The sequence below is a fragment of the Bradyrhizobium sp. USDA 372 genome (assembly GCF_053629095.1).
Genome location: NZ_JBRJHR010000001.1, coordinates 603,515 through 625,411, shown reverse-complemented (window position 1 = coordinate 625,411; position 21,897 = coordinate 603,515). Strand labels below are relative to the sequence as shown.

Annotated in this window: 20 protein-coding genes; 12 read left to right on the top strand and 8 right to left on the bottom strand. The window is 63.8% G+C overall.

Translation table 11 applies throughout. The annotated features are described in order from the left end of the window. The first annotated feature begins 22 nt into the window (after nt 1-22). From frr to fabZ, 8 genes are all read left to right on the top strand, one after another. Nucleotides 23-586: a ribosome recycling factor gene (frr, locus tag AB7M16_RS03005; RefSeq protein WP_025036556.1), complete on the top strand. Its 564-nt coding sequence runs from the start codon at nt 23-25 to the stop codon at nt 584-586. Between the two features lie 12 nt (nt 587-598). After that, nucleotides 599-1,357 (top strand): isoprenyl transferase, encoded by a 759-nt coding sequence (locus tag AB7M16_RS03000; RefSeq protein ID WP_453943088.1) that lies wholly within the window; start codon nt 599-601, stop codon nt 1,355-1,357. Next, nucleotides 1,354-2,196, top strand: coding sequence for a phosphatidate cytidylyltransferase (locus AB7M16_RS02995; protein WP_453943087.1), 843 nt, complete (start codon nt 1,354-1,356; stop codon nt 2,194-2,196). Before AB7M16_RS03000 ends, AB7M16_RS02995 begins: the two co-directional genes overlap by 4 nt. 4 nt (nt 2,197-2,200) lie before the next feature. Then, entirely contained in the window at nt 2,201-3,424 is a 1,224-nt protein-coding gene (gene dxr, locus AB7M16_RS02990; protein WP_453943086.1) for a 1-deoxy-D-xylulose-5-phosphate reductoisomerase, read from the top strand. Nucleotides 3,425-3,468: 44 nt separating this feature from the next. Beyond that, nucleotides 3,469-4,620 (top strand): RIP metalloprotease RseP, encoded by a 1,152-nt coding sequence (rseP, locus tag AB7M16_RS02985; protein WP_172783578.1) that lies wholly within the window; start codon nt 3,469-3,471, stop codon nt 4,618-4,620. 176 nt (nt 4,621-4,796) lie between these two features. Continuing rightward, nucleotides 4,797-7,322: an outer membrane protein assembly factor BamA gene (bamA, locus tag AB7M16_RS02980; RefSeq protein WP_453943085.1), complete on the top strand. Its 2,526-nt coding sequence runs from the start codon at nt 4,797-4,799 to the stop codon at nt 7,320-7,322. A gap of 125 nt (nt 7,323-7,447) precedes the next feature. Then, complete coding sequence (gene lpxD, locus AB7M16_RS02975) at nt 7,448-8,515, top strand: UDP-3-O-(3-hydroxymyristoyl)glucosamine N-acyltransferase (RefSeq protein WP_172783580.1); 1,068 nt, start codon at nt 7,448-7,450, stop codon at nt 8,513-8,515. Beyond that, the gene (gene fabZ / locus AB7M16_RS02970) at nt 8,512-8,973 is read left to right on the top strand and encodes a 3-hydroxyacyl-ACP dehydratase FabZ (protein WP_024341283.1); all 462 of its coding nucleotides are present in this window, start codon (nt 8,512-8,514) and stop codon (nt 8,971-8,973) included. Before lpxD ends, fabZ begins: the two co-directional genes overlap by 4 nt. A 19-nt stretch (nt 8,974-8,992) precedes the next feature. On the opposite strand, the gene AB7M16_RS02965 is transcribed toward fabZ, so the two are convergent. Continuing rightward, nucleotides 8,993-9,313 carry a KTSC domain-containing protein gene (locus tag AB7M16_RS02965; RefSeq protein ID WP_260379316.1) on the bottom strand — a complete coding sequence of 107 codons (321 nt, stop codon included), beginning with the start codon at nt 9,311-9,313 and terminating at the stop codon, nt 8,993-8,995. A gap of 176 nt (nt 9,314-9,489) precedes the next feature. Here AB7M16_RS02965 and lpxA point away from each other — a divergent pair, with 176 nt between their 5' ends. Genes lpxA through lpxB form a run of 3 tightly spaced genes read left to right on the top strand, consistent with a single transcriptional unit; the run spans nt 9,490 to nt 12,347 of the window. Then, nucleotides 9,490-10,281 carry an acyl-ACP--UDP-N-acetylglucosamine O-acyltransferase gene (gene lpxA / locus AB7M16_RS02960; RefSeq protein WP_439403343.1) on the top strand — a complete coding sequence of 264 codons (792 nt, stop codon included), beginning with the start codon at nt 9,490-9,492 and terminating at the stop codon, nt 10,279-10,281. 18 nt (nt 10,282-10,299) lie between these two features. Next, nucleotides 10,300-11,169 (top strand): LpxI family protein, encoded by an 870-nt coding sequence (locus AB7M16_RS02955; protein ID WP_271506460.1) that lies wholly within the window; start codon nt 10,300-10,302, stop codon nt 11,167-11,169. Continuing rightward, a complete protein-coding gene (gene lpxB / locus AB7M16_RS02950) occupies nt 11,169-12,347 on the top strand; it encodes a lipid-A-disaccharide synthase (RefSeq protein ID WP_453947120.1) in 1,179 nt (392 codons plus the stop codon). Before AB7M16_RS02955 ends, lpxB begins: the two co-directional genes overlap by 1 nt. A 7-nt stretch (nt 12,348-12,354) precedes the next feature. On the opposite strand, the gene AB7M16_RS02945 is transcribed toward lpxB, so the two are convergent. The 4 genes from AB7M16_RS02945 to AB7M16_RS02930 all read right to left on the bottom strand — a co-directional run bounded on the left by AB7M16_RS02945 (nt 12,355) and on the right by AB7M16_RS02930 (nt 17,969). After that, nucleotides 12,355-13,419 (bottom strand): G1 family glutamic endopeptidase, encoded by a 1,065-nt coding sequence (locus tag AB7M16_RS02945; protein WP_260379312.1) that lies wholly within the window; start codon nt 13,417-13,419, stop codon nt 12,355-12,357. Continuing rightward, nucleotides 13,416-14,234: a phosphatase PAP2 family protein gene (locus tag AB7M16_RS02940; protein ID WP_172782857.1), complete on the bottom strand. Its 819-nt coding sequence runs from the start codon at nt 14,232-14,234 to the stop codon at nt 13,416-13,418. Before AB7M16_RS02940 ends, AB7M16_RS02945 begins: the two co-directional genes overlap by 4 nt. Nucleotides 14,235-14,276: 42 nt before the next feature. Beyond that, the gene (locus AB7M16_RS02935; protein ID WP_172783586.1) at nt 14,277-16,100 is read right to left on the bottom strand and encodes an adenylate/guanylate cyclase domain-containing protein; all 1,824 of its coding nucleotides are present in this window, start codon (nt 16,098-16,100) and stop codon (nt 14,277-14,279) included. A 339-nt stretch (nt 16,101-16,439) separates the two neighbouring features. After that, the gene (locus AB7M16_RS02930; RefSeq protein ID WP_453943084.1) at nt 16,440-17,969 is read right to left on the bottom strand and encodes a PAS domain S-box protein; all 1,530 of its coding nucleotides are present in this window, start codon (nt 17,967-17,969) and stop codon (nt 16,440-16,442) included. Nucleotides 17,970-18,282: 313 nt separating this feature from the next. Here AB7M16_RS02930 and AB7M16_RS02925 point away from each other — a divergent pair, with 313 nt between their 5' ends. Beyond that, nucleotides 18,283-19,284, top strand: a complete 1,002-nt coding sequence (locus tag AB7M16_RS02925; protein WP_212257225.1) for an ABC transporter substrate-binding protein — start codon at nt 18,283-18,285, stop codon at nt 19,282-19,284. Nucleotides 19,285-19,485: 201 nt separating this feature from the next. Here the strand turns inward: AB7M16_RS02925 and AB7M16_RS02920 are convergent, their stop codons facing one another. From AB7M16_RS02920 to AB7M16_RS02910, 3 genes are all read right to left on the bottom strand, one after another. Further along, on the bottom strand, nt 19,486-19,803 hold the full coding sequence (locus AB7M16_RS02920; protein ID WP_453943083.1) for a hypothetical protein: 318 nt from the start codon (nt 19,801-19,803) through the stop codon (nt 19,486-19,488). A gap of 210 nt (nt 19,804-20,013) precedes the next feature. Next, nucleotides 20,014-20,781, bottom strand: a complete 768-nt coding sequence (locus AB7M16_RS02915) for an SDR family oxidoreductase (RefSeq protein WP_439367245.1) — start codon at nt 20,779-20,781, stop codon at nt 20,014-20,016. Beyond that, nucleotides 20,778-21,887 (bottom strand): ABC transporter ATP-binding protein, encoded by a 1,110-nt coding sequence (locus tag AB7M16_RS02910; protein ID WP_453943082.1) that lies wholly within the window; start codon nt 21,885-21,887, stop codon nt 20,778-20,780. The genes AB7M16_RS02915 and AB7M16_RS02910 overlap by 4 nt, the downstream gene beginning before the upstream one ends. Between the last annotated feature and the right edge of the window lie 10 nt (nt 21,888-21,897).

The window sequence follows — 21,897 nt, the reverse complement described above, 5'->3', positions numbered from 1 at the left end:
GGATTTTGAAGGAGAAAACGTGATGGCCACGGGTAATTTCGACCTCAACGAAGTGAAGCGCCGCATGCAGGGCGCCGTCGCCTCGCTCAAGCACGAGCTCGGCGGCCTGCGCACGGGACGCGCCTCGGCCTCGATGCTCGATCCGGTGCAGGTCGAGGCCTATGGCAGCCACATGCCGCTCAATCAGCTCGCCACCGTCAGCGTGCCGGAGCCGCGGCTGATCTCGGTTCAGGTCTGGGACAAGTCGATGGTCAAGGCCGTCGAGAAGGCGATCGTCGATTCCAATCTCGGCCTGTCACCGGCGACCGAGGGCCAGGTGCTGCGCCTGCGCATTCCCGAGCTTAACGAGGAGCGCCGCAAGGAGCTGGTGAAGGTCGCGCACAAATATGCCGAAGCCGCCAAGGTCGCCGCGCGCCATGTCCGCCGCGACGGTCTCGACGTGCTCAAGAAGCTCGAGAAGAATCACGAGATGTCGGAGGACGATCAGAAGCGTCACGCCGACGAGGTGCAGAAGGCGACCGACGGCACCATCGCCGAGATCGACCAGTTGCTGGCCGCCAAGGAAAAAGAAATCCTCACCGTTTAAGGCATCGCCTTCATGTCCAACGCCGCCGCGCCCGCAACGGAAGGACCCGACCGGTCCGAGGCGCCTGCGCATGTCGCCATCATCATGGACGGCAACGGGCGTTGGGCGGCCGCGCGCGGTCTGCCGCGCGCGGAAGGGCATCGTCGCGGCGTGGACGCATTGCGCCGTGTGGTGCGCGCCTCGCACGAGCTCGGCATCCGCTATCTCACCATCTTCTCGTTCTCTTCGGAGAACTGGTCGCGTCCGGCGAGCGAGATCGGCGACCTGTTCGGCCTGCTGCGGCGCTTCATCCGCAACGATCTGGCGAGCCTGCATCGCGACGGCGTCAAGGTCCGCATCATCGGCGAGCGCGAGGGGCTCGAGAGCGACATCTGCGCTTTGCTGAACGAGGCCGAGGAGCTGACGCGCGACAATACGCGACTGACGCTCGTCGTCGCCTTCAACTACGGCTCGCGGCAGGAGATCGCGAAGGCGGCGCGGAAGCTCGCCCGCGAGGTCGCGGAGGGCGGGCGGGATCCTGCCACGATCGACGCCGAGACGCTTGGCGCGCATCTCGACGCGCCCGACATCCCCGATCCCGATCTCATCATCCGCACGAGCGGCGAGCAGCGCCTGTCGAACTTCCTGATGTGGCAGGCCGCCTATAGCGAGCTCGTGTTCGCGCCGATCCATTGGCCCGACTTCGACAAGGCGGCGCTGGAAAGCGCGATTGCCGAATTTGCCAGGCGCGAGCGCCGTTTCGGCGGCCTGGTTGCGAAGACCGCCTCGTGAACGAACCCGATTCTGCACCGGTGGGCGCCAAGCCTGCCCCGAGCAATCTGGTGATGCGGGTCCTCGCGGCGCTGGTGCTGGCGCCGCTGGCCATTGCGATCGCCTATGCCGGCGGCTGGCTGTGGGCGCTTTTCGTCACCCTGGTCTCGATCGGGCTGTTTGCCGAATGGCTGATGGTGGTGGGCGCAGGATCGGCCGCGCTGACCGGGGCGGGGACGGTCGTGATCGCCATGATGGGAGCCTCCGTCGCTTTCGGCGCGCTCAAGACCTCCGTCGTCACCGGCCTGATCGGCGGCGCGATCGTGACGCTGATCGCGCGGGGCAAGTTCTTGTGGGCGGCCAGCGGATTTGCCTATGCGGCGGGGGCGCTGCTGGCCTCGATCCTGGTGCGGAAGGATCTCGTCAACGGCTTCTCCGCGCTGATGTTCGTGCTGCTGGTGGTCTGGGCGACCGACATCGGCGGCTATTTCGCCGGACGCAGCATTGGCGGTCCGAAATTATGGCCGCGCGTGAGCCCGAAAAAGACCTGGGCCGGCGCGCTCGGCGGTTTTGCGGCGAGCCTGGCGGTCGCGGCCGGCTTTGCCGCCTGCGGGATCGGAAAAGTGGTTCCACTGCTGCTCGTCGGCGCCGTCCTGTCGGTGGTGTCGCAGCTCGGCGATCTCTTCGAATCCGCCGTGAAGCGGCGCTTCGGTGTCAAGGATTCCAGTCACTTAATTCCCGGCCATGGCGGACTACTGGACCGCCTGGACGGTTTTGTCGCCGCCATCCTTGCGGCATGGATTATCGGCTTTCTCCGCCATGGTGTGCATAGCGCCGGAAGCGGTCTTATGGTTTGGTGAGGATATGAGCGCCGTTCCCTTGCGTAACAACAGGCTTGCTGCGTCTGACATTCGCAGCGTCACAGTCCTCGGTGCCACCGGCTCGATCGGCGACAGCACGATGGACCTCTTGCGTGCCTCGCCCGAGCGCTACCGTGTCGAGGCGCTGACGGCGAACGGCAATGTCGCAGCGCTGGCCAAGCTCGCCAAGGAATTCAACGCGCGCTATGTCGCGATTGCCGACGCCTCCAAGCTCGCCGAGCTCAAGGACGCGCTGGCGGGCACCAGCACCGAATGCGGCGCCGGCGAAAGTGCGGTGATCGAGGCCGGCGCGCGCCCGGCGGACTGGGTGATGGCGGCGGTGAGCGGCGCTGCCGGGCTGAAGCCGGCGCTTGCCGCGGTCGATCGCGGCGCGCATGTCGCGCTCGCCAACAAGGAGTGCCTGGTCTGCGCCGGCGACTTCTTCATGCAGCGCGCGGCAAAAGCCGGCGCCTGCATCCTGCCGGCCGATTCCGAGCACAACGCGCTGTTCCAGGCACTGAGCTCAGGCAATCGCGACGAGCTCGTCCGCGTCATCATCACGGCCTCCGGCGGTCCGTTCAGGACCTGGAAGCCTGCGGACATCGAGCAGGCGACGCTCGAGCAGGCCCTGAAGCATCCGAACTGGAGCATGGGCCAGAAGATCACGATCGATTCGGCCTCGATGATGAACAAGGGCCTTGAAGTGATCGAGGCGTCCTATTTGTTTGCGCTCTCGCCGGACGAGATCGACGTGCTGGTTCATCCGCAGTCGATCATCCACGGCATGGTCGAGTTTTCCGACTGCTCGGTCGTGGCCCAGCTCGGCGCGCCCGACATGAGGACGCCGATCGCCCATTGCCTCGGCTGGCCCGATCGCATCAAGGGCCCGGCCGCCAAGCTCGACCTTGCCAAGATCGGCCAGCTGACCTTCGAGGCGCCGGACTTCGAGCGCTTCCCCGGATTGCGGCTGGCCTACGAATCGCTCCGTACCGGGAAGGGCGCGACAACCGTCTACAACGCCGCCAACGAGGTTGCGGTCGCCGCCTTCATTGCCGGCAAGATCCGGTTCGGCGCGATTGCCCGGCTGGTCGAGGCGACGCTCGAGGATTGGATCAAGGGCGGCAACCAGGCGCCCCTGATGTCGGCGGACGATGCAATCTCTGTTGACCATGTTGCGCGAAATAGGGCCGCCGCCCTATTGCCTCAAATTGCCTTAAAGGCATCCTAGTTGGTTCGGGACCAGGGCCTTGCGGCGCTGGGTGAGGGAATTCGATGATCGACTTTTTCGTCCATAGTTTCAATACGTTGAGCCATGGGCTCCTCGGCTACGCGGTTCCCTTCCTGTTCGTCCTGACCATCGTCGTGTTCTTCCACGAGCTCGGCCATTTCCTGGTCGCGCGCTGGGCCGGCGTGCGCGTGTTAACCTTTTCGCTCGGCTTTGGCCCCGAGCTGGTCGGCTTCAACGACCGTCATGGCACCCGCTGGAAGATTTCGGCGATCCCGCTCGGCGGCTACGTCAAGTTCTTCGGCGACGAGAGCGAGGCCTCGACCCCGTCGGCCCAGACGCTGGCGGCCATGACGGCCGAGGAGCGCGCCGGCAGCTTCCACCACAAGAAGGTCGGCCCCCGGGCGGCGATCGTTGCGGCCGGGCCGATCGCCAATTTCATCCTGGGCGCGCTGATCTTCGCGGGAATGGCCCTCTATTACGGCAAGCCGAGCACGATCGCCCGGGTCGACGGTGTCGTCGCCGACGGCGCGGCGGCTGCGGCCGGCTTCAAGGTCGGCGACGTCGTCGTCCAGATTGACGGCAAGCCGATCGAGAGCTTTGCCGACATGCAGCGAATCGTTGCGATGAACGCCGGTTCGGCGCTTACCTTCCAGGTGAAGCGCGACGGTGCCATCGTCTCGCTGACCGCGACCCCGGCGCTGCTGGAGCGCAAGGACCCGTTCGGCAACAGCCACCGTCTCGGCGTTCTCGGCGTCGAGCACAAGTCGCAGGCCGGGGAGGCCTCGACCACCCCGGTCGGCGTCGGTGAAGCGCTCAAGATCGGCGTCGAGCAGGTCTGGTTCATCATCACCAGCACCTTCAAGTTCCTGGGCTCCCTCTTCGTCGGCCAGGGCAATCCGAACGAGGTCAGCGGAGTCCTGGGAATCGCGAAAATGTCGGGGCAGGCGGCCAGCGCCGGGTTCCAGTTCGTGATCAATCTCTGCGCGGTGCTGTCGGTTTCGATCGGCCTTTTGAACCTGTTCCCGATCCCGCTGCTCGATGGCGGCCATCTGATGTTCTATGCGGCCGAGGTGGTTCGGGGTCGGCCCCTGTCCGAGCGGACCCAGGAAATGGGGTTCCGAATCGGCCTTGGCCTCGTGCTGATGTTGATGGTGTTCGCGACCTACAACGACATCCTGCGGATGGCGGCTTCCTGATAGGGGCTTTTTTGTGGCGTTGCTGTTGAGCAACGTCTTGGAATGAAATTGAAATTACGGCGCTTTCGGCCGTTTGCGGCGTCGGCGAAATTGGCTACAAGCGGCCTGAACTTGGGGAATCTCCGGACCGGCGTTGGGGTTGGGTCTGGCACGGAATGATAAGGGCGCGTTGCGCGATGAAGTTTGGACTGCGACTCCGGGGGGGCTTGATCGCAACCCTGATCTTGTTCGGCGCGCCGGTGGTTGCCCCGGTTGGGGCTGTTTTCGTGTCTTCGTCTGCGCTCGCTCAGACCGTTCAGTCGATTTCCGTCGAAGGGAATCGCCGCGTCGAGGTGGAGACGATCCGCTCCTATTTCAAGCCGGGCCCGGGCGGCCGGCTGGATCAGGCCGCCATCGACGACGGCCTCAAGGCGTTGATCGAGACCGGCCTGTTCCAGGACGTCAGGATCAACCGCGGTTCCGGCGGCCAGCTGATCGTCTCCGTGGTGGAAAACCCGGTGATCGGCCGCATCGCCTTCGAGGGCAACAAGAAGATCAAGGACGAGCAGCTCACCGCTGAAGTCCAGTCCAAGGCACGCGGCACCTTCTCCCGCGCCATGGTGCAGTCGGACACGCTCCGAATCGCCGAAATCTATCGCCGCTCCGGCCGCTACGACGTGCGCGTCACGCCCGAGATCATCGAGCAGCCGAACAATCGCGTCGACCTGATCTTCACGGTCGAGGAGGGCGTCAAGACCGGCGTCCGGTCGATCGAGTTCGTCGGCAACAATGCCTTCTCGTCCTACCGCCTTCGCGACGTGATCAAGACGCGCGAAACGAATCTGCTGAGCTTTCTCGGCAGCGGTGACGTCTACGATCCCGATCGCGTCGAAGCCGATCGCGATCTGATCCGCCGATTCTATCTCAAGAACGGCTTCGCCGACGTGCAGGTCGTCGCGGCGCTCACCGAGTACGATCCGGAGAAGAAGGGCTTCAACGTCACCTTCAAGATCGAGGAAGGTCAGCAATACCGCGTCGGCTCGGTCGATTTCCGCACCAGCATTCCGAACTTCGATCCGAGCTCGATGCGCGGCTATTCGCGCATCAATGTCGGCTCGCTCTACAACGTCGAATTGGTCGAGAAGTCGGTCGAGGAGATGCAGATCGAGGCCTCCCGGCGCGGCTATGCCTTCGCCGTGGTCCGGCCCGGCGGCGACCGCAACTTCGAAGCGCACACCGTGTCCGTCGTGTTCAACGTCGACGAGGGCCCGCGCACCTATATCGAGCGCATCAACCTGCGCGGCAACACCCGCACGCGCGACTACGTAATCCGCCGCGAGTTCGACATCTCGGAAGGCGACGCCTACAACCGCGCGCTGGTCGACCGTGCCGAGCGGCGCCTGAAGAACCTCGACTATTTCAAGAGCGTGAAGATCACGACCGAGCCGGGCTCGTCGAGCGACCGCGTCATCCTGATCGTCGACATGGAAGAGAAATCGACCGGCGACTTCTCGGTCTCGGGCGGTTACTCCACCACCGACGGCGCGCTGGCCGAAGTCTCGATCTCGGAGCGCAACCTGCTCGGTCGCGGCCTGTTCGCCAAGGCGTCGGTGACCTATGGCCAGTATGCCCGCGGCTACTCGCTGTCGTTCGTCGAGCCGTATCTGCTCGACTACCGCGTCGCGCTCGGCCTCGACCTCTATCAGCGTGAGCAGAAGTCCAACAGCTACATCTCTTACGGCACCAGGACGCTCGGCTTCTCGCCGCGACTCGGCTTCTCCTTGCGTGAAGATCTCTCGCTCCAGGTGCGCTACTCGATCTATCGGCAAGAGATCACGCTGCCGAGCTACTTGGCCAACTGTAACAACGACCCGCTGTCATCGGCATTCAACCCCAGTCCGGCCTACTCGGCGGCGACGGGTACGCCCTTGGCTGCATCCACCAACGGCCTCGGCTGCTACAACGATGGCGAAGCCTCGCTGCCGGTCCGCAAGGAGCTGGCCAACGGCAAGACTCTGACCTCGGCGCTCGGCTACACGCTGACCTACAACACGCTGGACAACAACAAGAACCCGACCGATGGTCTGCTCGTCGACTTCCGGCAGGACTTCGCCGGCGTCGGCGGCGACGTCTCCTATCTGAAGTCGGTGGTCGACGCGAAGTACTACACGCCGCTCGTCTCCGACATCGTCGGCCTCGTCCGCCTGCAAGGTGGCATGCTGAACAAGATCGGCAGCGATCTGCGCATGCTCGACCACTTCCAGATGGGCCCGAACCTCGTTCGTGGCTTTGCCCCGAACGGCATCGGTCCGCGCGACTTGAACCCCTTCGGCACGCAGGATGCGCTCGGCGGCACCAAGTATTGGGGTGCTTCGCTCGAATTGCAGATGCCGTTCTGGTTCCTGCCCAAGGAAGTGGGTCTGAAGGGCGCGGTCTATGCCGACGCCGGCGGCCTCTATGACTACAAGGGACCGACGAGCTGGACCGCCACCAACGAGGTCAACGTGCCGGGCTGCATCCCGTCGACCATCAATCCGAACAGCACCGGGACCTGCACCGGTCTCGTATATGACGACAGCAAGGTCGTTCGCTCGTCGGTCGGTGTCGGCGTGATCTGGCAGTCGCCGTTCGGACCGCTGCGCTTCGACTACGCCGTGCCGCTCAGCAAGGGCAAGTACGACCGCACGCAGGAGTTCCGGTTCGGCGGCGGCACCACGTTCTAGTTCGATCAGCACGGCACGATCCGGATCGCCGGAGCCGGTTTCCGAAAGGGATCGTGCCGATCAAAGACATGAGGCATGATGCGGCCTGACCGCTTCATGCCGAAGCCGGACCGCGACGGGGTGGAATGGCGCAGCCGACCTTCTTCACAAAGCCGCCTGCCGCAGCGTTGGCCGACATCGCCACGCTGACCAAGGCGCAGCTGGTCGACCCGGCGAGGGGCGGCCACGTCATCACGGGCCTTGCTTCGCTCGATGAAGCGGGCCCGATGCATTTGGCCTTTTTCGACAACCTCAAATATCTCGAGGAACTCAAAGCGACCCGCGCCGGGGCATGCCTGGTGAGCCCACGCTTCGAGGCCCAGGTGCCTGCCCACGTGGCCGTGCTGCGGGTGGCGCAGCCGTTCCGCGCCTTCGTCCGGATCGCGCGGGAATGGCACGCCGATGCGCTGCGGCCGCAATCCTGGTTCGGCATCGAGGGTATTGCACCGTCCGCCATCATCGATCCCTCGGCCCGGCTCGAGGACGACGTCATCGTCGAGCCCCTGGCGGTCATCGGCCCGGACGTCGAGATCGGGAGCGGCACGGTGATCGGCGCCGGCGCGGTCATCGGCCCCGGCGTCAAGATCGGCCGGGACTGCAATGTCGGCGCCCGCACGGCCATCCAATGCGCGCTGATCGGCAACGACGTGCTGATCCATCCCGGCTGCTCGATCGGCCAGGACGGCTACGGATTCATCTTCTTCGGCCCCGAGGGGCATCTGAAGGTCCCCCAGACCGGCCGCGTGCTGATCCAGAACAATGTGGAGGTCGGCGCCGGCACCACCATCGACCGCGGCTCCCTGCGCGACACCGTGATCGGGGAGGGCACCAAAATCGACAATCAGGTCCAGATCGGCCACAATGTGACGATCGGCCGGAATTGCCTGCTGGCGGCTCAGATCGGCCTCGCGGGCAGCCTGACGATCGGCGACAACGTGGCGCTGGGAGCAAAGGTTGGCATCAACAATCACCTCAAGATCGGTGATGGCGCCCAGGTTACCGCGATGAGCGGGGTCAAGGACGACATCCCGCCGAATGGCCGTTGGGGTGGCCTCTTTGCCAAGCCGACCAAGCAATGGTTCAAGGAGATCATCGCGGTGGAGCGCCTGGTGCGCGACAGCAAGGCCGATCCGAAGGACGAGGGACGGGAATGACGGCGGAATCACCTGTTAAGTTCGAGCTGGTGGACATCAATGCGATCCTCCAGACGCTGCCGCACCGCTTTCCGATGCTGCTGATCGACCGCGTGATCAACATCCGCGCCGATTACAGCGGCATCGGCATCAAGAACGTCACCTTCAACGAGCCGGCGTTCCAGGGGCATTTCCCCGAGCGTCCTGTCTATCCCGGCGTCATGATGATCGAGGCGATGGCGCAGACCGCGGGCGTGATCGGCATCAAGTCGGTCGAGGGCACCGAGAAGCCGCGGGCGGTCTATTTCCTCACCATCGACAAGTGCAAGTTTCGCAAGCCCGTGCTGCCGGGCGACACGATCGAGTATCACATGCGCTCGCTCGGCCGCCGCAAGGCCATGTGGTGGTTTCACGGCGACGCCAAGGTCAACGGGCAGGTCGTCGCCGAAGCCGACGTCGGCGCCATGCTGACCGATTGAGCGGAGCCGGGCGTCCGCCTCAGGTGCAATCGTAGCGGCTGCCGGCCATCTCGCGCCTGATATTCCGGTTGAAGAACTGGCCCATGGACGGCGCGCCGAGGAGGCGCTCCACCGTGTCGGCCGTCACGCCGCAATAGCGGTGATAGGCGCCGTTGCTCGCGACGATCAGGTCCTGCTGCGCACGATCGTAACAGACCCGCTGAAGCACCGTGCTGCGGGTGATGTCCCGGCACTCGAAAGTCTGGAGATCGACCAGGCGGTGTTCGCCGGTCTCGACCGCCTCGGACACGATCGGTGTGCTCGCGAGCTGTGCCAGTAGAAGGATCAGGGTTCTGACCACGATCGTTGAAGCTCCGCATGAACCTGGCGACGGGACGGCAAGGCTGCCTCATCCGGCACTTGAAACACGGCGAGATGATACGTCACTGGACAGATCGGGCATAGTCGCGCTAACCAGCCGAAAACCGAGCGACTTCAATATATAACCAGACCTTCTTGACGAGTAAGATTGGCTTGATGAGCAAGATTGATCCCACCGCACGGATCGCGGACGGCGCCGTGATCGGCGCGGGCACCGAGATCGGACCTTATTGCATCATCGGCCCGAACGTCGTCATCGGCGCGAACTGCAAGCTGATCGGGCATGTGCACGTCACGGCGCAGACCACGATCGGCGACGGCTGCACCATCTATCCGTTCGCTTCGCTGGGCACGCCGCCGCAGTCGCTCAGCTATCGTGGCGAGCTGACGCAGCTCAGGATCGGCTCCGGCTGCACCATCCGCGAATCCGTGACCATGAACGCGGGGACCGTTGCCGGCGGGGGCGTCACCTCGGTTGGCGACCGCGGCTATTTCATGAACTGCAGCCACGTCGGCCACGACTGCCATGTCGGCAACGACGTGATCTTCGCGACCTCGGCAACGCTTGGCGGCCATTGCGAGATCGGCGACTTCGTGTTTATCGGCGGGCTGTCCGCCGTGCATCAGTTCACCCGCATCGGGGCGCAGGTCATGGTCGGCGGTGTGTGCGGCGTGCGCGACGACATCATTCCGTTCGGTCTGGTCAACGGCCAATATGCCGCTCTCGAAGGCCTCAATCTGATCGGCATGAAGCGTCGCAAGTTCACCAAGCAGCGGCTCGCCACCGTGCGCGCGTTCTACCAGAAGCTCTTCCATGGCCCCGGCACCTTCGCCGAGCGGCTGGAGGCGGCGCGGCCGCTCGCGGGCGAAGACCCCGCGATCGCCGAAATCCTCGACTTCATCGGCAAAGGCAAGCGCCCGCTCTGTCTTCCCGCTATCGCGAAGTGATCTTGGAGTGATCTTGGGATGGCCGCGGGCACGACATCGGCGGCTTTGCAGGTTTCGTCACCGGTCGGCATCGTCGCCGGCGGCGGCGCCATGCCGTTCGCGGTCGCCGAGTCGCTCGCCGCGCACGGCATCACGCCGGTGCTGTTTCCGCTGCGCGGGGCCTGCGATCCCGCGCGCGTGGAGAAGTTCCGCCATCGCTGGATCTCGGTCGGCCAGCTCGGCCGCGCGATGCGGCTGTTCCGCGAGGAAGGCTGCCGCGACCTGATCTTCATCGGCACATTGGTGCGGCCGTCGCTGTCCGAGATCCGGTTCGACATCAAGACGCTGCGCCTGCTCGGCAACGTCATCCGCGCCTTCCGCGGCGGCGACGATCATCTGCTGTCGGGTGTCGGGCGCATCCTCGAGCAGGACGGCTTCCGCATGGTCGGCATCAAGGACGTCGCACCGGATCTCTTGATGCCCGAGGGCTGCATCGGCCGCGCCTGGCCGAGCGAGGCCAGCAAGACCGACATCGCGCGCGGTCGGGCGGTGCTGACCGCGCTCGGTCCGTTCGACATCGGCCAGGCTGCGGTCGTGATCGACGGGCATGTGGTGGCGGTCGAGGACATCGAGGGCACCGACGCGCTGCTCGCACGCGTCGCGCGGCTGCGCGAGGAGGGCCGCATCCGCGCCGCCACCGGACGCGGCGTGCTGGTGAAGGCGCCGAAGAGCGGCCAGGATCTGCGCTTTGACCTGCCGACGATCGGTCCGCGCACCATCGAGGGCGTCGCGGCCGCCGGCCTTGCCGGCATCGCGGTCATCGCGGGCAACACCATCGCCGCCGAGCCGCAGGCAATGATCGCGCTTGCCGATGCCAAATATCTCTTCGTCATCGGCTTGCCCGCGTGATGTGGCGTGATCCCAAGCGCAAAATCTTCCTGATCGCGACGGAGGAATCCGGCGACCGGCTCGGCAGCGCCCTGATGAAGGTGCTGCGCCAGCGCCTCGGCGACGGCGTGCAGTTCGTCGGGGTCGGCGGCCGCACCATGGCGCGCGAGGGCCTGGAATCGCTGTTTCCCATCGAGGAGCTGTCGATCGTCGGGTTTGCCGCGGTGGTGCAGCAATTGCCGAAGATCCTGCGGCTGATCCGCGAGACGGCCGATGCCGTGACCGCGGCCGCGCCCGACGTGCTCGTCATCATCGACAGCCCGGACTTTACGCATCGCGTCGCCCGCCGCGTGCGCTCGCGCAGTCAGGCGATCCCGATCGTCGATTACGTCTCGCCGCAGCTCTGGGCCTGGCGGCCGGGGCGGGCGCGGACCATGCTCGGCTATGTCGACCACGTGCTCGGCCTGCTGCCGTTCGAGCCGGAGGAATACCGCAAGCTCGGCGGGCCGCCCTGCAGCTATGTCGGCCATCCCCTGATCGAGCAATTGGGTTCGCTGCGGCCGAGCGCGGAGGAGCAGAAGCGCCGCGACGGTAAGCCGCCGGTGCTGCTGGTGCTGCCCGGCAGCCGCCGCAGCGAGGTCAGGCATCATCTCGACGTGTTCGGCGCAACGCTCGGGCGCTTAAGGGGTGAGGGCTGCGCGTTCGAATTGATGCTGCCGACCATGCCGCATCTCGAAGCCACCATCCGCGAGGGCGTCGCGAACTGGCCGGTCAAGCCGCAGATTGTAATCGGCGAGAACGAGAGGCGGACCGCGTTCCGCATCGCCCACGCCGCGCTGGCCAAATCCGGCACGGTAACGCTCGAGCTCGCACTGTCAGGCATTCCGATGGTGACGGCCTATCGCGTCGGCGCCATCGAGGCCTTCATCCTGCGCCGCGCGATCCGCGTCTCCTCGGTGATCCTCGCCAATCTCGTGATCGGCAAGGATGTCATTCCGGAGTTTTTGCAAGAGGAATGCACGCCGGAGCAACTGGCGCCCGCGCTCTCCGCGCTGCTGACGGATTCGCCGCTCCGCCGCGAGCAGGTCGAGGCCTTCGCCAGGCTCGATCAGATCATGTCGACCGGCAACAAATCGCCGAGCGTGCTCGCCGCCGACATCGTGCTCGCGACGATGCGCCAGGGCCGGCGAACGAGCTAAAAAATCCTCAGCCCACAAACCTGGTTTGTACGGTTTGCTGGTCCAGTTTTTCCGGTTTTGACAATGGCGCGGTCCGATGCGGATTGTCGCGGATCTCGATCATCTTGATCAGCCTGGCATTCTCCAGATCTTGAGGCTGAAAGCCGATCCCGCCGGTGCCCGCGAGCGCGAAGCAATCCACGAACTTCGTCACGCCATACTTGGGCAAGCGATAGAGGTCCGTCGCATGCAAGACGGTGGGGCGCTCCGTGACCCACTCCGCCGTACGGCCCCGCGCCGGAAATTCGATCGGAATTCCGATCGGGCCGGGAAGTGGAATCGTCGGCGCAAGGAGATCGACCGAAAGCGACTTTCCGTTTTTCGATTCATTCTTGATGAAAAAACGGACGTGGTCCTGCGCCATGACGGTCAGAACACATCTGACGTGGTCCCCCGGTTCCACCGGAAAGTTGGGAAGTGTCCACGGACCCGTATCGCGGTCACCGCGAAACCACCATTGAACCCATGCTTCCGCGGTCGGCGTCCCGACGCTGCCGTCGTTGGCGACCACGATCTTTTGCGTCGTCCCGATCTGCGGCAGCGAAGTATCGAATCGCCGATGGCCATCGATCCCGATCCAGGTCGAGCAGCGATAATCGCCCGGCGGAAACGAGTGAGCACTGGGCGTAGGGACCTCCCAGGCCCCCCACACCTGTGTGAACTGGGTGCCCTCCATCGCCGCAATACATGCGCCCGACCAATTGAAGCTGGTTTCGTGTCGGCCGGGATGGCCTGAGCCCAAACGGCCGCGGTTGACACGAAAGTCGGTCGCGGAGCCCGGGTAGATCATGGGCAGAACTTCGATAGGCTTGGAAAGAAGCCTGGCCCACAACGTCTCGGCCCGGCGTCCCGCGACCAGGGGCGGCCTGGGCGGAAGCCGGAAGAATTCGAGCTCCCGCGCATCGGCATTCAGCGCGTCGAAGTCCTTGGGCGGTGGCGGCGGTGGCAGCAATATCTGCCGACGCAGACCCGCGTTCAAATCGTCCCGCGACGGAAGCGTGTGTTGCTGGACATCACTCGCGCGCAGGATCATGGCCACTCTCCCTGCGCGGCCGTGATCAAGGCATCAAAACTCGGCACGGAGGTCTTGTTGATCAAGATCGTGTAGATGTCGCCGGCCAATCCCACGCCGGCGTCCGTGTCACTCTGGTAGTGGAGACCGGCGATCTGGCGGTTTCGCGCAATCCGACCGGCGAGCACGGTGAGATCATCCGCCATCGGCTGCACCGACGCTGGTAGGACCAACTTCAGGCAGCGCGCGATCAAATGCGCTTGAGTCGCGTGCCCGCTGGGATAGGACGCGTGGCCGGGAACCTGAATCGGCGGCAACAGCGCAGGGCAGATTTGCGATGGCCGTGGCCGTTTGTGGTAGCCTTTCCAATGCATCGCGACCTGGAGCGCGATCAGGCTTGCGGTCGCTATCACGCGACAGGTGTTTGGATGCGAGTTCGGCGTGACGTTGAGAAGCGCCATGAAGTAGCTCAGAAACTCCTCGTTCTGCGCAAAAATCTCGCCGAGCGCATCCGCCCGCTCGTCTTTGGCCATTGTTACGAGCGTGTCGATCTCGGCTGCTGTGTTTGCATTGGGTGCGGCGACCGTGATCGAGCTCCACCCGCCATGAATGGCGAATTCGGCCAGCAGCCGCCAAGCGTACCAGTCCGGGGTCCAGCTCCGGTCCGGAAACTCGGTGACGGTGGTGCGGTTGGTGCTGACGCCCGTCTCCGTAATGAACGGCAGGTCCACGCGATCCGGAAAGATCCAACCGCCGCCGCCCGAGCCTGCATTGGCGACGTTTCCCGCATTCCCAGCGTTACCTGCGTTTCCCGCATTTCCGGCGTTGCCTGCCATCGCAGCCTCCCAATGATTTGCCGCCTATCGCTTGCTTAAAACTCAGTCTGGAAATCCTGCCGCCTTGAGCCGCTGTCGAAGATTGTCGCGGGTGGCCGCGTTGAGCGGCGTGCGGTCCGCCCAGGCCTGTAAATGGAAATTCGGATCGATCAGCATATGGCGTTCCGCGATCTGGCGCGCGTCCACAAACTTTCCGATGGCCACCAGGCTGGCTGCGAGGATGCGGAAGTTCGAGGTGAAACGCTCATTATGCTTCGCCGCTCGCCAACCGCAGGCGGCCGCTTCATCGAAATTGCCGTTGATGTAGTGCGCCTGGGAAAGCAGGTGCTCGTGCCAGAACACGTGTGAATCCAGGGGCGACAAGCGCAGGCCGTGTTCGGCGCGCAAGACCGCGGTTGGGCCCTCGCCGAGATAGCCGCAGGTCGCACTGCTCATCGTCCACGCCATGGCCGAATTGGGACCGACCGTGATCGCCCGGTCCAACAGGCGGGTTGCTGTCTCGAAATCCTTGAACAGATACGAATGCACGTGACCGTCGATTGCCAGAGCGAGCGCATCGTTGCCATCGCGCTCGATTGCCCTGGACGCATTGCGCGACGCCTCCATGCTATCGGCAGCGGCATCGGTGGACCAGCCCTGGCCGACCCTGAACATGTACCAGTACGCGAGGTATGAATAGGCCGGCGCATAGTTGGGGTCATGCGTGACGGCCTGCTGCAGCAATCCGCGCGCCCGCGAGAACGAGTCGTAGTCCATACGGTATAGATAGCTCAACGCCTGGAGAACCAGATCGTAGGCCGTCAAATTCTGCGGATGCTTGCGCAGAGCCCGTGCACGCTCCCACTCGCGAACATGTGGAGCGATGGTCGTGACCACGCGCGTCGAGATTTGCTCCTGCAGTGCGAACAGCTCGCTGAGCTCGCCTTCATGACGATCGGAGTAGATGATGTTGCCCGACTCGGTGTCATTGAGCTCGGTATTGATACGCAGCCGCCCGCCGGAGCGGCGAACGCTGCCGTAGAGCACATAGCGCACGCCCAGCTCGCGACCGATGGCGCGGACATCGATGATCTCGCTGCCATAACCCAGCGTCGACCCGCGCGATATCACGAACAGCTCCTTCAGCGCGGAGAGCGCGTGAATGATTTCGTCGACAATCCCTTCGGCAAAATAGGCATCATCCTGACTGGCAAGATTGCGGAATGGCAGAACGACAATCGATGGACGTCCCTGCGCTCTGACCGGACTATCTGCCACCGGATGCGGTGAACGATCGATGCGCAGCCCGAACGCTTTGACGGGGCGCGACAGATTTCGCAGATGCAGATCGCCGAAGTCGACGACGGAGACGCCGGCCTGCTCACTGATCTGATCCGCGACGGCACCTGAGACGACGATGCCGCCGGGCTCGGAGTAGGTCTGAAGCCGAGCGGCGATGTTCACCCCATCGCCATAAATATCTTCGCGTTCAAAGATCGCGTCGGCAACGTTGATCCCCATCCGGAGACTGATGAACCGATGTTCCGGTTCTTCCGCCGACATCGCATTGGCGCCGTGCTGAATTGCAAGCGCACATTGGGAGGCGTCATTTGCGCTGTCAAAAACCGCAAGAAAACCGTCTCCGGTGTTCTTGATCACCTGGCCCCTGTACTTGGCGATCGTCGGGTCGATAGTGGTTGCGCGCAGCAAGAGGACCCGCTTGTGGGTATCTTCCTCGTCCGCTTCCATTAATCGGCTGTAACCCACGATGTCGGCCGCGAGCACGGCCACCAGCTTGCGCTGACCAGGAATAACCTCTCGCGAGGCGTCCGGCCCTACAAGCGGGTCGGGTCTTGGGCTGGCATCGGGTTCACGGGGGAAGGCCATGGTGTATCCGTGGTCACTCTGATGCGTGGGTCCGTGCCGCCGCTTGGACGCTGTTCCCTTAGCTAAGCCTGTTTTTCCAGGTTTCACAAGCCGCGGTTGTTTCGCGCAACTGGATCAATCCTCGTTTTCGCAACCAGCCCGTGAACAACGGTCGGGGCAGATCCCGTGTATGTCGGCAAAAACGGCACCGGCCTATGGCGCGTAAGACACGGTACGGTCGATGCCAATCCGGCTGCTCTCGGCAGATGTGGGTGAGAGCCCTGCGTGCACGCCGGAGAAGCTGGCGCCGGCGCTCTGTGCGCTGCTGACGGATGCGCCGCGCCGCCGACTTGCGACGGCTCAACGGAAGTCATTCGGCTTGGCCGCGACCGGCGGCTCTTCCGAAGGCAGACTAAAGTGAAACACGGCCCCCCGTGGTTCATTCGCACCGGTCCAAAGTCGACCTCCGTGCGCCTCGATGATCGATCGGCAAATCGACAAGCCCATGCCGGTCCCGTCCGGCTTGGTGGTGTAGAAGGGCTCGAACACGCGGTCAACGATTGCGACGTCAAGTCCAGGTCCGGTATCCCGTATGCCGACAACGACGAGATTTGATGCATTTGCGGCCGTGCTGATCCGCAGCTCTCGTCCGCTAACGTCGACGCAGTTCATTGCCTCGATCGCGTTGAGGATCAAATTGAGAACCACCTGTTGCAGCTGAACGCGATAGCCCTTCACGAGCGGCAAGCCCGAAGCGAGGTCGGTCTGAATCGAAACATCATGTTTGATCAGCTCGCTACGGGCTATGGTGATCACGTCCAGGATTGCACCATTGACATCGACGCTCTCCTTCGGCGCCGGAGCTTTCTTGATCAAGGAACGGATCCAACTGATGATCTCGCCGCCTCGCTTGGCTTCTGCAACAATGGATATGAGCGCCTGCTGTGCCTTTTCGAAATTCGGAGATTGTGTTCCCAGCCAGTTCAGTGCGGCCTCTGCGTCGCAGAGCACCGCGGTGATTGGTTGGCTTAATTCGTGTGTCACCGAAGCCGTGACCTGGCCCATTGCCGCGGCGCGATTGGCGTGTGTCAGTTCAGCCTGCATCTCGCGCAACGCCTCGGCGGTTCGCTTGCGTTCGGTGATGTCGCGGCTCAGGCAAATGATTCGGGACTGTCCGCCTACGCAGAATTCCCGCATACGAACTTCGACGGGAAATACGGTGCCGTCTCTTCGGAAATAGCGCCTCTCGAGCGTAGCGATGCCGCCGGTCTTGAGACGCTCGCGGTTGCGACGCCAAATCGTTTCATCCATCTCAAGATCGAACAAGGCCGCACTTGCCCCAACCAGTTCGGTCCGGCTGTAGCCGAGACTTTCGCAGGCATTCCGATTTACATCGAGAACGCGACCATCTTCACTGTGCAGCATGAACGTATCGGTCGCGTGGTCCACGAAGGTACGGAAACGGGCCTCGCTCTCGATCAGCGCCTGTTCGGCGCGCTTGCGCTCCGTGATGTGACGGCCCACACCGCGGTAACCCACGAAGTTCCCTGTCTCGTCAAAGATGGGCAGCCCAGAGACGGAAATATAGCGCTTGCCGCCGTCGGGCGTCGGCCGCGCGAGCTCGAAATCGCGAAACGGGAGGTGAGCGTCGAGTATCTCCCGGTGTTTGCGCCAGCCATCTGCGTCAGGTTCGAGATACGGGACCTCCCATCGTGTCCTGCCGATCTCGGAGACCGGCGGCTCGGGAAGCGTCTCGGCGAACTCCTGGCGGATGAAGCGATGCTGCGCGTCCGTTTCCCAGTACACATCAAAGGAGAATTGCACCAGCGTGCGAAAGCGCTCCTCGCTCTCGCGCAGTGCCTCCTCGGGGCGCTTGCGCTCACTCGACATCGAGCGCGACCGGCGGCGCTTGAATCGGATGTTGCATGATCATCTCTTGCCCACGCGTAATGGACTCAATCGACAGATTTCTCGTACCGGATTGCGTCCCCCCGGAGTCGTCCAAGATCGATCAAGAATATGCCTTTGGGGACTATACTCCCGTATACAGGCCTTCTCTATAGCGACATGACGCGGGACCGCGCTCGCCGAAGGGCGCTTGTAACCAGTCCAGGCCTAAGCTCGGGCCGGAATTCCGCAGCGCAGCAGTCTCCCGCCTTGTCGAGGTGTGCTATCATTTTGGTCAGCGTGCGGAGGCCTGGCAGTGAGGCGACGCGAGCTCATTACTCTGCTGTGCGGCGCGGCGGTCTCGCCGCTGGCGGCGCGCGCGCAGCAAGCGGCGAGACCGCCGCTGCTGGCGATGTTCCATCCGGCAATCCCCCCGACGCTTCTGACTGAAACGGGCGGGGGCAGCGCATGGCGTGCCTTTTTCGGTGAGTTGCGCCGTTTGGGTTACGTAGAAGGACAAAATCTGATCATCGAGCGCTACTGGGCCGAGGGGCGCCACGACCGTTATGCCGACGTGGTCCGTGAAATCGTGACTCGCAATCCGCATGTCATCGTCACCGGAACGAATCCCGTCGTAACCATGTTCAAGGCGGCAACCAGTACGATACCGATCGTTGCTTTCATGCTGGACCCGCTGCAGGCGGGGCTGGTGACCAATCTGCAGCGGCCCGGCGGCAATCTCACCGGCATCACGCTTGATGCCGGCATCGAGATCTGGGGCAAGCGGCTGGAGTTCTTGAAAGAAGCCATTCCTTCGATGCAAAAGGCCGTATTTCTGGGGATGCGCGGCGGATGGGAAGGGTCTGTCGGCCAAGTCTTGCGAAATGCCTCCGCGCGTCTGGGAATCTCACTGGCTTTTGTCTTCCCGCAGGAGGGGAAGCCGTCGGAGATTGAGCGTGTCTTCGATGCGATATCGGAGCAACGGCCGGATGCCGTGCTGGTGAGCGGAGAGGGTGATCTTTACGCCAACCGCCAGCTCATCGCCGAGCTCGCCATGAAAAAACGCCTGCCGACGATATGTCCGTACCGCGATTACGTCGAAGCCGGCGTACTGATGGGTTATGCTCTCAATCTCGCGGAGCTGTTCAGGCAGTTGGCCGATGACGTGCACAAAGTCCTGAAAGGAGCCAAACCGGGTGACATTCCGATTTATCAGGCGACCAGATTTGAACTTCTAATCAATATGAAGACGGCAAAAGCATTCGCCATGACCCTTCCCCCGGCGCTGCTGGCCCGCGCCGACGAGGTGATCGAATAATTTGCTATTGATGGCCCCAACCGAACTGCCTTGAGCAGTGGAAAGGGGCCGCTCCCTGGGGAGAACCGGACCTGACGCGTCGAGCGGCGGACCGCCGCTGGTGGACCCGGAAGGCGATTTGGTCGGCGGCCGATAGTCCAGGACCCGAATGCGAATGGTGAGATGGCCATTTCCGGCCGCCACTCGCCATCACCAGGTATTCTATTTCGGAGTGCTGGTCTGGCCACCCGAACCCGTGGTCTGTTCACTTCCCGGTCGGCCCGGAGGATGCGCAGAAGCGGCCGGCTTGTCTTGATCGGCAACGTATCCGGACTCTCCGGAGTTGCGGGTCTTGATCCCTTTGTCGGCATCGCGCTGCATCTGCTCGTTGGGCTGGCCAGCCTTGAGCCCTTGGTCTACATCGCGGTTCATCTCCTCCTTGGTTTGCTCACTGGGTGCAGCCTTTTGCTGTTGGGCCGTTGCTTGGAAGGCAATTGCGCTCCCGGCAACTACAATCAATGCGAGAGTTGCTGTTCGCATGGTTCTCCTCCATCGCTTGCTCCGGCCCGTAAACGCGCGAACTCCCCAAGGTTTCCTAGCTCTCCAATCGCATTGTCGAAAATCACATCTTGCGATCAGGTGGGCTGCGCTCAAGGCGCCGATTGGCCCAGCGGCATGCATTGACGTGTGTGTTTGACGTCTCACTCGGACAGCAATGCGGACCCGAAACGATTTTTATGAGCACACGCCCTAGGCAAGTCCGCCGTCGACCCGAAAACACTGGCTGGTGATGCGCTGGCTTTCGTCGGAGGCGAGGAATAGCGCCATGTTGGCGATGTCCTCGGGCGTCACCGCATCCGGAACGGCCTGGCGCGAGCGGATCTCGGCGATGACCCGATCGTCCGGATACCACAGCCGGCGCTGGCGTTCGGTGATCACCATGCCCGGCGCGATCGCGTTGACCCGAATGCGGTCGGGACCGACCGACCGCGCCAGCGAGTTCGTGATGCCGACGATCGCCGCTTTCGCCGCGGCATAGACCGGCAGCGCCGGCGCGCCGCGCATCCAGGCGATCGACGACATGTTGATGATCGAGCCGCCGCCGCGCGCCTGCATCTGCGGCACCACCGCTTGCGCTGCGAAGAAGACGTGCTTGAGATTGACGCCGATCATCCAGTCGAACTCGGCCGGCGTCACCTCGGCGAGAACCTGGCGCTGATCGTTGGCGGCGTTGTTGACGAGAACGGCGGCGTCGCCAAGCGAACGGTGCGCCTCCGCCATCGCGCTGCGCAGGGAATCGATGTCGAGGAGATCGCAGGGCACGAACAGCGGCGCAGTCCCGGACGAGGCCGCTATCTCCCGCCCCAGGGCTTCGCCCGCGTCCCTATCGATGTCGAAGAAGGCGATCCGGGCGCCCTGGGTCGCAAAGGCGCGAACGAAGGCGGCGCCGATGCCGCTGGCGCCCCCGGTGATCAACACCACGCGGCCGGCAAGGCTGGAATAGGTCGTCTTCGTCATGCGATCAGGCGCTCCGTCTCGGGGTCGAACAGGCAAATGCGGCGGGTGTCGAGCGCGAAGGCGGCGGACGTGCCGGGCGCGGGGCGGATATCCGGCGAGACCCGCGCCATCGCGGGCTCGCCCCCGAGCCGCAGCAACACCATGGTCTCGGCACCTGTCGGCTCGACCAGCTCCACCGGCGCCTCGACGAGGACAGGCGCTTCGCTGGAAAACGTGCGGCTGCCCTCGGCGATGCATTCCGGCCTGATTCCGAACACCACCTTGCGCCCGACAAAGGGTGCTGCGGCGTCATATCCCCTCAGGCGCAGACGAAGCTCGTCGGGCCGTCCTGCGCCGATCACGACGACCGGCCCGTCATTTTCGGCCTCCAGCCGCGCCGGCATGGTGTTCATCGGCGGCGAGCCCATGAAGCGTGCGACGAACAGATTGGCCGGATAGCGGTACACGGTGTCGGGGTCGGCGAATTGCTGCACGCTGCCCTGATGCATCACGGCGATCCGCGTCGCCATCGTCATCGCCTCGATCTGGTCGTGGGTGACATAGACGATGGTGGCGCCGATGCGCTGGTGCAGGCGCTTGATCTCCATCCGCATCTCGACGCGCAGCTTGGCGTCGAGATTGGAGAGCGGTTCGTCGAACAGGAAGAGCAGGGGATTGCGCACCAGCGCGCGCCCCATCGCCACGCGCTGGCGCTGGCCGCCGGACAATTGCGACGGCTTGCGGCCGAGCAGCGGCTCGATCTGGAGCAGTTTTGCGACATTCGCGACCGCAGCGTCCTGCTCGGCCTTGGGAACGTGACGGCATTCCATCCCGAAGGTGATGTTCTGGCGCACGGTCATGGAGGGATAGAGCGCGTAGGACTGGAACACCATGGCGATGTCGCGGTCCTTCGGCGCGACGTCGTTGACGACGCGGCCGCCGATTTCGATCGTTCCCGCGCTCGGGCGGTCGAGCCCGGCAACGATGTTGAGCAGGGTGGACTTGCCGCAGCCGGACGGGCCAACCAGCACGGTGAACTCGCCGCTCTCGATGTCGAGCGCGATGTCCTTCAGCACTTCCAGATTGGCGTAACGCTTGGAGAGGGCGCGAATGCTCAGTGCTGCCATGACAACTCCA